A 12,508-nucleotide genomic window follows, 5' to 3' on the forward strand; every position below is an offset into this window, starting at 1 on the left:
TGAGAATTGGTACAGTAATCAACTGCTTACTGTTCACTGTTGAACTAAGCAGGAACCTCAATTTTTTGGGTGCCAGCTAGACCAAACGCCTTGTGAATGACTTGCAATGCTGTGACGCCATCCTCTTTGGCAACGACACAGCTAATCTTAATTTCCGAGGTGGTAATCATTTGAATGTTGATTTTGTGTTCAGCAAGTGCTTCAAACATGCGTGCAGCGACACCCGGTTGGCCGACCATCCCAGCACCTACGATACTAACCTTGGCAATGTTGGGATCGAGGAGAATCTCACCACACCCTAGTACGGACATGGCCTGGTTGAGAGCCGTCCGAGCTGCTTCTCCATCCGCTTGTGCGACTGTGAAGGCGATATCGCGAGTCGGAACGCCATCTATCACGCGGCAGCGCTGAGATTGGATAATCATATCAACGCTGATATTTTGCTCGGCGAGGAGTCCGAACAACTGGGCAGCCATGCCAGGGCGATCGCGAACGTAACGAATAGCCAGACGGGCTTGGTTCAAGTCGAGGGCAACGCCCCGCACGGGGGATAGGGGATTAGCCAGTGTGGTATCGGTGTCTTTCGGCTTACTGGCGATCGCTTGTTGGACGGGGGAACTGTTAATCTCAAACGTTTCGCACAAGGCTGCGATCGCTTGATCACAATCTTGGGCATCAATCACGCAGCTGACTTTGACCTCTGAGGTGGAAATCATCTGAATATTGGCACCCGCACTCGCCAGGGTTTTGAACATCTGCGCTGCAATACCAGGGCGTCCAATCATTCCCGCACCTGCGATCGCAACTTTGGCAATGCCTCGCTCGACCATTACTTCCGCTTCTTCGGAATTGACTGTGTTGTGGCTGCGGAGGGTAGGAGCGATCGCTTCGGCTACGGCTTCTGCTCGCTTGAGAATCCCTTTGACTACGGTAAAGGCAATATCATTAGTGTTGCCTTCGTGAATGGATTGGATAATTAGGTCTACATCCAAGTCCTGATGGGCAATCTCACCAAATAACCGTGCTGCAACACCAGGGCGATCGGGTACCCGTAACAGCGCTACTTTCGCCTGATCCGTATCAAACTCGACCGCATCAACCGCTCGAGCTATCTCCAGCCCTTCCAGGGAACGGGTTCCCGATGCGGGGGAAACCACTTTCGTACCAGGATCATCCGTCCAACTGGATAGCACAACCAACATCACGCCGTAATTCCGAGCAATTTCCACGGCGCGGGGATGTAATACTTTCGCCCCCAAACTGGCTAATTCCAGCATTTCATCCGAGGTAATCTCGTCCATCAACTGAGCATCCGGCACAAGGCGAGGATCGGCCGTCAAAATTCCCGGAACATCGGTATAAATCTCGCAGCAATCCGCCCTTAAGGAAGCCGCGAGGGCTACGGCGGACGTATCCGAACCGCCACGCCCTAATGTTGTAATTTCCAATTCATCGGTGCTGCTAATTCCCTGGAATCCAGCCACAACAACGACTTTTCCCTCATTGAGATGCCGCTCAATCCGCTCCGTGTTGATATTGAGAATCCGAGCGCGACTATGTTGTGCTTCTGTGACAATTCCCACCTGAGCACCCGTCAGAGAAATAGCGGGTTGCCCCAATTCTTGCAATGCCATGCACAACAGGGCAATGGAAACTTGCTCACCCGTAGAAAGCAACATATCCATTTCCCGACGGCTGGGATTAGAAGAAATTTCGTTGGCTAGTTTAATCAAACCATCGGTAGTCTTACCCATTGCGGAGACCACCACAACCAGGGAGTTACCAAGTTGTGCCTTTTTTATCACACGCTGGGCTACGGATTGAATGCGTTCGACTGACCCAACGGAGGTACCACCGTATTTCTGAACAACTAGCGACATAATGTTTATCCCACCCAACTTCCTGCCAATGCCTTAGGCAGTCAAGGTGTTAAACCGATTAAGGCCGCCAAGAGGCATTGAATCACTATTAACCTAATCAACGTTACCAGACGCAGCCGCCTCGGAAGCGATCGACTTTACATTTTAGGGTGCTAGCTACACAAATAGACTACTCCTGTCGTCCTGAGCCAAATTTGATACTCTACTTTGGGAAAATCTGTAAAGATGAGGCTTAAAGCCCAGATTCCGCAGATTTGAGTCACTTCAGAGGATTCTTCCCTCAGGCTAGCCTGAAATTTTTGCCCAGCCTAATTTCAGGCTCATGAAGCCAAACTTCATCAACTGGGAACATCTTCGTCCATTCGTAGCTCTTATTGATATGGAAACTCGGTCTAATTACTGTAGTCCTCATCGTCGCGTCAAAAATATCCAGAACGCAGGTTTAACCGATGGAGTATAGGTTACAGCACCTAACTTCGGAGTAAAGACTTGAAGCAACAGGAAACTACAGTAATAGATTAGGGCATCAATGGAGAAAAACAGGGAGATTAATTTACTGAAACTTAACGTAAATTTTTCATTTTTAAATTATTAGATAAGACTTGGGCCTGAAAGTGGTATTATTTCATCACTTTATATAAAATATAAAAAAATACATAAAAACGTCCCCATTAAATAAATTAATGCCTATATTCCCTACAACATAAAAATAGTTATCCCAATATAGTCTAAATGTTTGATTCCAACTTATGTTCTCGAGAACTAAAAAAAATCGCCGTATACAGCGACTCGTGGTCACTTGTATGGCTCAATAAACCATTACTAATAACGATACTGCTGATTATTGCCGTTGTTACAACTTGGTGGATTAGGAATAACTCACACCGCATACGCTGGCCTAAAAGCCCAAAAGAACTTTTATTTTTATTTATTATATCAGCCAGTTTTTCAATATTAGTGTTCTTATTCACTCAAGGGTTTGTACCTCTTCTTCCGCGCGATTCGGGTAAGCCAGCAGATGCTATTGTTGTTTTGGGACGAGGATGGTTTTTACTTCCTTCCCGAGTTGATGCTGCGACTGAACTTTGGCAAGCTAGAAGAGCACCTAGAATTTTTACCAGTGGTATAGACGATGCTCCCCAGCTAATCGAGCGACTTGAGAACAAAGGCATTCCTCAGCGTGCACTAGATGGGGAAAATTGTTCACTAACCACTGAAGAGAATGCTATTTTTACGGCGGCTGTTTTACAACCCCAGGGGGTTCGGCAAATTCTTTTAGTGACTGATAAACCCCATATGTTGCGAGCGTTCTTCGTATTCCGTGCTTATGGTTTTGAAGTCACTCCCATTACCACTTCAGTCGCAGAAGACTGGAATCCGAAGACGAAAATAATTCTCAAGTTAAGAGAATACGCTGGAGTCATAAATTACGCTTTCCGAGGGTTATTTTTTCAGCGTCATTTCTCTGCGGTGGATAATGCTGAACTTAAAAGTTTAGTCCAGGAAGCTGAAAAATACGGACGCAATCAACGCCTCTAGCTCAGATAGGATAGGGGAGCCTAACAAAAATAACTCATCATTAGACGAAATAAAAGAAGTAGGGGAGTAATGAAAATTTATCTTCCAACTTTTGGTAAGAAAATCTACCCCTACCTATCCCTAACTAAACAACTGGATAAAAGCTTGCGCCACCTTGTACTAATAGTCAAAGATGTGGCTGCTATGTGGGTTTAAGTGGGTGATAGACAGGATAAAAAAATACTCCATCAGGTAGATTTTTTTATCCATAAAGTATGGTGGAATATAAGTAAGTCCATAGGCTTCCTCTCGACAAACATCTACTCCTAGTATGTGCAAGAAATTTAATACTATCCGGGGAAACGAGAATTGAAGCTATGATGACTCGACCGGGTCTTCCATACCATACCAAGACCATCGGCTCGACTCGTAATTGTGAGATTCAGCTCTATATTTATGGCTGGGTGCATCTTAATCAATCACTCGTATTAATTTAAGGCTGAAACCGCCATAAAGTCATGCTCTAAGTAGCTTTTAGAGTATGTTAGCCATCTCCCTATCTCGTCAAGATATCTTGTGTAAACTTAAAGATTGCTGTGAATCATGCTTGGCTGACACGCGCTAGCGACTGTAGCCATTGAGCGACTTTGCGCTTCAAGTCATGCCAAGGTCTATCAATCAACTACTCTACTGAAGAAAAGGGGAAAATGGATACTCAGACACACAGCATCAGAAGCCAGATATTTCACTTCATTATGTTCCGCTGGGCTCTGATGATAGAACTATTCCGGAATTTGCGTCGGTATTTAAAGATAGCCTTGTTTTATCAAAGCCGGGATGTTATAAGAGCCCTAGGAGAAAGTCTAAAAATTGAAGAAAATGCCCCAAAAGTAATTGCTGTTATCCCTCACATTACATCTATTGAAGAAGCCCAAAATCGGAATAAAGCTTCTGCCAAAATTGAGAAACTCAAACTGACGATTGATGGTCTTCTTGCTAGCTTTGCTCATTGCGAACTGACTATCGTGATTAAGACGGTAGCTGATAGACACATTACAGGCTTTTTGCCTGAGTATCAAATTCGCTCTATTCAGGTGGAAGAAGAATCCGAAGGCGATCCCATGTTTATGGGATTTAGGTGTCAAGATGCACTTATTAGTCGAGTTAATGATTTTGACTGGTTCTTATTTCTTGAAGATGACATCATCCTTCAAGATAGCTACATCCTTGAAAAGCTAGAGAAATTTATCGTAAAGTCTGGTTCTGGGCGTAATTTACTGTTCCCCAACCGCTATGAGCTGTGGGAAGGTACGAAGAGATACATTGACTGCACAATAGATACAAAACTGGCGTGGAATCGGCTATCAAGCCTAGAAATAGATGGAGCTAAATTTGGAGAACCAACTAATCCTCATTCCGGATTCTTCTGTTTGTCGAAAGACCAGGTTAAACTTTGGATTGAATCAGGTCGTGAATGGAATAATAAGGATTTAGGATATGGCGGTCCTAGAGAGTGTGCTGCAACGTACTCTCTTTTGGAGTGCTTCTCAATCTACAAACCTCACCCCTCGAATTTGCACTTTTTTGAGGTCAGGCATCACGATACAAAATACTCTGAACTTTATCCCGAATTATCACCTGATTACATATTTTCAGCGATTAAGGCTAAGCCCAAGTTTTCCACTCCGGAAAGACGACAGCTTGCTGAAAGCCTGGTAGATATGCGATAGGGTCATTTTTTTGTCCATGCCCCAGAGTTCAGGTAAAAGGAGTGGATATCGTAGGGAGTACTCTCTACGATATCCACTAAGGATAATAGGCTCTAAGCGTTAGATAAAATATTGCGAATATAGCCCCACTTGCTACCCAGTTGGACTAGTGCTAATCCTTCCCGGAACGGCTTAGCTTCAGTAAATTCTGGGAAGATAAGGACTTGACCCGTCTGATCGATATATCCCCACAAATCATTGCTCTTAACTGCTGCTAATCCTTCCGAAAAAGACTCAGTGGCATCAAATTGCGGCGCAATTAGTGTTTGATCGGCTGGATTAATATAACCCCACTTCTCAGCTATTTTTACTCGCGCCAGTCCTTGCGAGAAAGCATCGGCTTCATCATACTGTGGCTGAATTACGACTTGTCCAGTTTTGTCGAGATAGCCATACTTTCCAGAGAGCTTAATCCTTGCCAGTCCTTCACTGAAGGAAGCGGCCTCCTCACATTGGGGCAGGAGTACGACTTTTCCAGTTGTGTCGATATAGAACCACTTGTCACTAATTCTTACCGCTGCGAGTCCTTCCTTGAAAGAATTAGCCGCATCATATTGTAGTGGGGTGATAAGTTGCCCTTGCTTGTTGAGATAGCCATATTTGTTGCCCACTCTGACTAGGGCTAACCCTTCTGAAAATAATTCAGCCTCATCAAATTGTAATCGACTAACTCGGTTCCCCATTTTGTCGATATAGCCCCATTTATAGCCCATTTTGACTTTAGCGAGCCCCTCCTTGAACGAATCAACCCAATCAAATTGAGGCTGGCTTACAGATTTGCCTAACTTGTCGATATAACTATACTTGCCGCCAATTCTCCGCTCTGTGAAACCCCGTTGCTTTAAAGATGAAGGATTGAACGGTGCGGCTTGGGCGTAGGGGCCTTGTTTTAAAGCTTTAGCAAGGGCGTTGTTGTCTTCTCGTAGACCTTCGTAGAAGAAAAACACTTCTCCATTAATGCCACGATCGCGATTGTATTGAATTTTCTGCAACAGCAGTTCCGGACTGATCCGGTACGTGCCGACTTTAAGCAGGATACCCGGTGCTAAGGCATACAATTGTGAGGGTGTAAATTGCTGAGTAACCATGCGATCAACCAACAGTTTATATCCCTCAAAATCGCGGCGATACAGTTGGGGATGAAGTAAATCAATCAGTCCCTGGTCAATCCAAGCTTGTGCATCTTGGAGGTACTCCTGTAATCCCCAAGGGTAGGTACTCGGTGCCATCGAGATAATCAAGTTAGGCTTAATCGCAACGAGTTCCTGGTAGAGGCGATTTAAGAAATCTGTGAGGATATCGGCACGCCACTGAAGCCATTGTGCATCTTTAGGGTTTTGCGGCGGATTTTGGTTGAACTGCCGAGAGTAGCGTTCAGTGGTTTTTGAATCATAGCTGCCCTCTGAGGGAAGTGCAGGCATTCGATCATCGCCTTGAATTCCGGCAATATCATAGTTTTTGGCAACTTCCAGCACTAGACTCCGCAGGAAATCCTGCACCTCCGCATCTAGGGCATTCATCCACTCAAAAGCATTTTTTGTGAGCAGTTTACCACTAGCGTCGCGTGCCGCCCAATGGGGTTTTTTCGCAATTAGCTGTCCACCATTCTGGCTATAAGAACTGGCGAAGCCATACTCAAACCAGGGAATGACTGCCAGTCCCACCCGCTTAGCCTCAGCGATGAGTTCCCCTAAGGGGTCTCGACCCGCAAATCGGGAGTCAATCTCGAACCCGAAGGTTTCCTTCATGACTCGACTCGGGTAAAGAGTGGCGGCATTATTCCAGACGACCGGAAAGACGACGTTGAATCCTGTGTCGGCAAGGAAGTTCATCGCCTCCGCAATGCTTTGCTTGGAACTGAGAACGCGGCTATCGGTATTCGTTAACCAAACCCCGCGTGTTTCCATGACTTTCTCTTCCCGCAGCTGGGTGAATTTTGCCCCAACGCTTTGATAGGTTCTCACTAAAGCCAGTCCATCGGAAAATTTCTCAGCTTCATCGAGTTGTGGCTGAATAACTAGTTTCCCTTCTTTGTCGATATATCCCCATTTATCCCCCATTTTTACCCGTGCCAGTCCTTCGCTAAACGAATCAGCCTCCTCAAATTGGGGTGCAATGGGGAAAAGATTGACCCCAGCAACATACTCTAACGGGACACCAGGAATAGTTAAGGCTTGAGCAATAAATCCGGCAACCTCTGCCCTTGTCGCATTTTGATTGGGGTTCAGGCGTTTGAGATTGGGATAATTGACGACGAGGCGCTTGAGGGTAGCAGTGGCGATCGCACCTAGTGCATAAATTGGAATGTCTCCAGCATCGTCATAATAATCCTTGAGGGTTGTCGAGCTGACGACTCCTGGGGAGTACTTGAGTCCACTGACTAAGGATACCAAGACTTGTACCCGCGTAATCGGCTGATTGGGTTTGAACGTGCGATCGGGATAGCCAGAAATGAACCCTGTGCGATAAGCCGTTTGAATCACTGGATTCGCCCAGTGATTGGAGGGCACATCTTTAAAAATAATTCCAGTACGAATCAGGGGTGCATTGGCAAATGCTTTACCCAAAAGGGCGGCAAACTCAGCACGGGTTACTGGGTTGTTGGGTCGAAAGGTACCATCCGGATAGCCACTGATGATGTTTCGCGATCGCAACTGGCGGATAGATTCAGCTGCCCAATGGTTTTGGATATCAGAAAAACTGGAGTTACTCAACACTTAATGCTAACAAGTGGTATGTCAACTGCTTCACCCACGAGGGGATGACGCTTGTCCCTTTGTGGGCAAGGTTTCCAGGCGGGAAGAACTTTATGAAATTTCCTAACCTAGAGCCTTTTTCCAGTAGTGATCAACTGTTTACTCTTCACTGCTCACTGTTCAAAAGTTTAGAACATATGCTTCGATTATTAAACGTATAGATATCGCACCAACTCGCAAAATCCTTCCCCTTCTGAAGCTGTAGTAACATAAGCAGGTTTGTAAATTAATTCATTGGCATAATCCAGCACGTTGGCAACCCCAACAGATAGAGGAAACAATTCTGGGTTGAAAAGACTTGCATCATTGGGGCTATCGCCAACTGTCAGAACTTGCTCTGGTTTGTATTGAGGAAAATACTCTCGTAATACCTGCATTAAACCGACGGCCTTGTCCTGAAATGCTGGTTTAATGTGGCATTGCACGGAACTGTAAGTAAATCCCCAACCCAGTGAAGAGCATAAACCCGCTAAACGTTCCAGTTGGCTCACGGTTAGGTCACGATTATCAAATGTCCAGTCAGTCAGGCGAAACTGATTATCCGTTGACTCTTGAATCTGGGGAAATTCGGATTTCAGGTGTTGATAGGCGTTAGCCAGCTGCTGCCGATGTTGGATTCGATCCGGAATTGGCGTCAATACTATGGGTTCGGCGCTGTCTTCGGGGTAGAAAAGACCTCCATTTTCAGCAATAGCCCCTGCGATCGGCAAGTAAGTTGCCAGTCCACTGACCCATCCGGCGGAGCGACCTGTAACAATTAAGACTGGAATACTGGCGGCGCTCAAATCCTCAAAGGCTTGAAGCAAACTTGCCGTAAACTTTCCCTGCTGCGTTAGGGTGCCATCCATATCGGTGGCAATCAGGCGAGACTTTTTGGTGCGATCGCTCGTGATTGCCTGCTCAATTGGGACAAAAACCATAGGATTATTGTGTAATGAGTGCCTTATTTTGAATTTTTATAATTTGTCATGGCAACACTCTCGCGAGACCAGCGTAATTATTACTATCTAATACAAGCCGAACAAGCAGGCATTCATAAACCAATTTTGACAGCGCTGTATGCTGCTCATTCTTCACCGTCTCTTGGGGATGGAGAGACTGGCTTAGGCATTTCTCCAGCTAATCGGATATCGCTAGCACAGGTCAATACCTTTCCTGAACAGGTGCAGTATGCGGCAAATGTTATCCGCGCTCTCATTGAGAGTTTAGTCGATCAGGGCTGGAAAGGGGGCGATCTGTGGGACGCTGAACAAGGTCGCTACACAGACCAATTTCTGCAAAAGGTGGCAAGTGGGTATGCCCCGATTGCCCAGGGGGCACCGCCAAAAGCGATCGCAAGTGAACCAGCGATCGCACGTTTAGAAGCCTCTGACTTCGCTGTGATCAAACAAGCTTACCTGGCTGAATTTGAAGCTGACTTTTCCAGCGCCAACCTACCCCGCAATCTCGCCTATCTCGATCGCGCCCTCCTCTATTTAGTGGATGGCATTCCTGACTACTACGCTGGATTGCCTCATCAACGGGATGCTTTAGTGGAGGGAGTACGCATTTGGCGGGCATTGGATACTCGCGAAGCGGCGATCGCCTCCCTGATACCTCAGACTGAGGCTACCTCAGCAATAGAGGATGAGACTCAACTAGCTCTGCCCCTCAAGCAATTTGTGTTAGGGATTTCTGCCCACTATGGTGGCTATCCCCAACAACGGGAAGCACTGATTCGCGTTGCTCAGTTATGGCGTCAGCTGAGAACACGGGAGGAGGCGATCGCTTCCTTGAAAACTAACGCCTCTCCAGAAGAAAACCTCAGCCTGATTGACCCTGCCCTAATTGCCTTTGCCCAGCGCCTTCCCGATTACTACCAGGGTAAAGGCAGCCAACGCAACGCTCTCACAGAAGCGTTTCGCATCTGGCGTCAGCTTGATTCTCGTGCCACCGCACTAGCTGCCTTAGGTATTAATGCTGAAAGGCTCAATGCCAGTACGGCTAACCAGACAGAGCTGCTGAACCTAGCATCCCAATTGGATCGAGAACTCCTGACCTTTTTGCGTCGGTTGCCTGGAGACTATCAAGAATTTGATCACCAACGGGAAGCCTTAATCCGCTTAGTCCAACTCTGGCGCAGTCTGCCTAGTCGGAATCAAACCGTGGATTCTTTATTGGAAGACCAAAAACGGTTTGAAAAAATCCGCCCCAGTGCCCCAGAAGCACTGCCCAAGCCAGTACCCACCGTCATTCCCAAGCGTCCTGCCCGTTGGACGCCGGATAATATTCAGCTATTTGCTGCAATCATACCGGATGGAAATTTTACCTGGGCCGAGGCTACTCATGGGGGTACCCGAATGCCCCCCAATCAGGTAACGGTGGATGCCATGATTCGGATTGCACAACTGGCACAACGGGCACGCGATCGCATTGGGCGACCGTTAATCGTAACAAACTGGTATCATCCACCTGACCTGAATGGGGCTGTCACAGAAGCAATTTCAACGCGCCATCGAGTTGGAGATGCGATCGACTTTATCTGCGAAGGCCTGACTGGCAATCAACTTTACTGGTTCCTTGAACCCTGGTGGCCTGGTGGCTTAGGCCGTTATACCCAATTTCCCTATCTCTGCCACATTGATGCCAGGGGCTACCGAGCACGGTGGCGAAACTAAGTTAGAAATAAGAGGCGTATGAATCGTTAAGAGTTCAGGGCGTTATTGAATAAGCTAAGACGCATCTAAATTGCATAACCTTGGCGAGGAGATAAAAGCTCTTATTCATAAAAGCCCTCTGACTCCTCGTATAATCTCCGGTGCCCTCTGCCTTATCTCCTCGAAAATGCCACCTTATCTCCTCGAAAATGCAACTAAAATGCCCATTAGCTTAGCATTACCTTTTACAGGGGGTTGGGTGAGAAACATCTGCTGTAGCTTTCTGCGTAACGCCATACCGGACATTAGAAAATTACGGCGTAATTTCTAACCTCTCATGTCTGCCCTAACTATAACCTTGTCTTTCAGTCTTAGTAGAATGCACTCCAGAGGGTGCATTCTTAACCTAAAAACAGACGCTAAGTTCTAGCCAGGAGTGATCATGTCCACCTCTACCCTCTCGATGCAGCCTGCCTTGGTTCAAGCTCCTGTGAAAAGGTATGCTACATCCCTTTCCTCCATTGAGACGACCCCAGAGCCTCATACCTCAGGACTACCCTGGATGTTCGCCTCCATTGCACTTGTGCTACTGCTGATTGGTTTAGCAGTTTATGGCAAACTCAAACTAGACGAAAGCAGTAAGAAGCTCAAGTTTGAGCAGTATAAAACTAAAGATCTACAGAAGAAATTAAAATTGGCTCTAGATACAATCCAAAAAATGGAAAAGAATCCGGACTTAATTCACTCTCGTGAATTTAATCTGGATTACTTAAGAATGCGAATGGAAGAAGAAGTCTTCCATTTCGCCATTATCAACCAGATCAAGATAAAAGTCAAACAGATCATCAGTGTAGCCCTGCGACCGAATCAGAAGGAACAAACCGTGATTGGCATTGCGGGTACGGGGCGTCAAGTGGATGAAACTTTTGATGTGATGTACGAAACAGAAAGCGGAGGAAAGCGAACGCTGCGAGTGCTTTTCCGAATACAGATTATTCTAATGAAATTACCCACCCAGGCAACCTCCGCCACAATTAGCCAGATTATTGATTGTATTGAAACATTCCTTAACCCTGATGACGATCGCGAAAGCTGGCAACCGACGATTCAAGGGCGCATTGTTTTTATCCGTTGGGATCAGAAGGCAAAGCCGACGCCTCTACTGGTGCTAGAGCAATCTAGTGAAGGGGTCAATGTAACACTAAGAACTAAGCGAGCAGGTCTTCAGTAACGTGATCAATTCCCAATTCCCAATGAATTAGGATTTTTACTCGTCAATAGCCTTACTCACTCTTGGGATGAGGCTTGTTCCAAACCGAAATTATCAAAAGATATCTGCTGGGTCTGCTGCCTGTAGTTTCCGAACTGCGATCGCGCCAGAAATCGTACACATCACAAGGGTCAGAATTAAGACGGTTATCGCTCTCGCCAAGGTCATCACCATCGGCAGATTAGTCGCACTTTTTGTCAAAGCATACAGCCCCATACCAACAGCCACGCCCGGAAAATACCCAAAAATTGAAAGAATCAGCGCTTCTTGAAATACCACTATTAATAAGTAACTATTTTTATAGCCCATTGCTTTAAGCGTGGCATACTCTGGTAAATGGTCGGTAACGTCCGTATATAGAATTTGATAAACAATGACTATACCAACGAGAAAACCCATCCCCGTACCAAGGGCAAAAATAAAACCAATGGCTGTTCCTGTTTCCCAGTAATTTTTCTCAAAATCTATAAATTCTTGCTTTGATAAAATTTTGATGTCTTTCGGTAATTCCCGCTCTAGATTACTGATGACACTTTCTAGGTCAGCCCCCTCTTTCAATTTTATAATTCCAATATCAATAACTCCCCTGTTTCGCTTAGGAAATAGGCGTAAAAAGTTAATATCGCTTGTAACAATATTTCCATCCGCACCGAAGGAAACCCCTAACGTGAATAACCCC

General features: G+C 46.1%; 8 protein-coding genes. 4 read left to right on the forward strand and 4 right to left on the reverse strand.

What is annotated here, in order from left to right:
• Positions 1-44: 44 nt before the first annotated feature.
• Positions 45-1,880 carry an aspartate kinase gene (locus tag V6C93_RS07870; protein ID WP_333476103.1) on the reverse strand — a complete coding sequence of 612 codons (1,836 nt, stop codon included), beginning with the start codon at positions 1,878-1,880 and terminating at the stop codon, positions 45-47.
• 732 nt (positions 1,881-2,612) lie between these two features.
• Between V6C93_RS07870 and V6C93_RS07875 the strand changes: the two genes are divergently transcribed.
• Together V6C93_RS07875 and V6C93_RS07880 are read left to right on the forward strand one after the other, a co-directional pair.
• Positions 2,613-3,419 (forward strand): YdcF family protein, encoded by an 807-nt coding sequence (locus V6C93_RS07875; protein ID WP_333476104.1) that lies wholly within the window; start codon positions 2,613-2,615, stop codon positions 3,417-3,419.
• A gap of 797 nt (positions 3,420-4,216) precedes the next feature.
• Complete coding sequence (locus V6C93_RS07880) at positions 4,217-5,128, forward strand: hypothetical protein (protein ID WP_333476105.1); 912 nt, start codon at positions 4,217-4,219, stop codon at positions 5,126-5,128.
• Between the two features lie 92 nt (positions 5,129-5,220).
• On the opposite strand, the gene V6C93_RS07885 is transcribed toward V6C93_RS07880, so the two are convergent.
• Together V6C93_RS07885 and V6C93_RS07890 are read right to left on the reverse strand one after the other, a co-directional pair.
• Positions 5,221-7,884: a WG repeat-containing protein gene (locus V6C93_RS07885; RefSeq protein WP_333476106.1), complete on the reverse strand. Its 2,664-nt coding sequence runs from the start codon at positions 7,882-7,884 to the stop codon at positions 5,221-5,223.
• Positions 7,885-8,072: 188 nt separating this feature from the next.
• A complete protein-coding gene (locus tag V6C93_RS07890; RefSeq protein ID WP_333476107.1) occupies positions 8,073-8,843 on the reverse strand; it encodes an HAD family hydrolase in 771 nt (256 codons plus the stop codon).
• Between the two features lie 48 nt (positions 8,844-8,891).
• Between V6C93_RS07890 and V6C93_RS07895 the strand changes: the two genes are divergently transcribed.
• Together V6C93_RS07895 and V6C93_RS07900 are read left to right on the forward strand one after the other, a co-directional pair.
• Positions 8,892-10,580, forward strand: a complete 1,689-nt coding sequence (locus tag V6C93_RS07895; protein WP_333476108.1) for a D-Ala-D-Ala carboxypeptidase family metallohydrolase — start codon at positions 8,892-8,894, stop codon at positions 10,578-10,580.
• A gap of 421 nt (positions 10,581-11,001) precedes the next feature.
• Positions 11,002-11,790 carry a hypothetical protein gene (locus V6C93_RS07900; protein WP_333476109.1) on the forward strand — a complete coding sequence of 263 codons (789 nt, stop codon included), beginning with the start codon at positions 11,002-11,004 and terminating at the stop codon, positions 11,788-11,790.
• A gap of 93 nt (positions 11,791-11,883) precedes the next feature.
• On the opposite strand, the gene devC is transcribed toward V6C93_RS07900, so the two are convergent.
• The coding region (devC, locus tag V6C93_RS07905; RefSeq protein ID WP_333476110.1) for an ABC transporter permease DevC at positions 11,884-12,508 on the reverse strand (625 nt) is incomplete at its 5' end.

The organism is Allocoleopsis sp. (assembly GCF_036703385.1).
Lineage (GTDB): Bacteria > Cyanobacteriota > Cyanobacteriia > Cyanobacteriales > Coleofasciculaceae > Allocoleopsis.

Bases quoted from the DNA above. Each gene is read 5' to 3' on its own strand.
- V6C93_RS07895 (WP_333476108.1), top strand. From the start codon at position 8,892: ATGGCAACACTCTCGCGAGACCAGCGTAATTATTACTATCTAATACAA.
- V6C93_RS07900 (WP_333476109.1), top strand. From the start codon at position 11,002: ATGTCCACCTCTACCCTCTCGATGCAGCCTGCCTTGGTTCAAGCTCCT.
- V6C93_RS07875 (WP_333476104.1), top strand. From the start codon at position 2,613: ATGTTTGATTCCAACTTATGTTCTCGAGAACTAAAAAAAATCGCCGTA.
- V6C93_RS07870 (WP_333476103.1), bottom strand. From the start codon at position 1,880: ATGTCGCTAGTTGTTCAGAAATACGGTGGTACCTCCGTTGGGTCAGTC.
- V6C93_RS07890 (WP_333476107.1), bottom strand. From the start codon at position 8,843: ATGGTTTTTGTCCCAATTGAGCAGGCAATCACGAGCGATCGCACCAAA.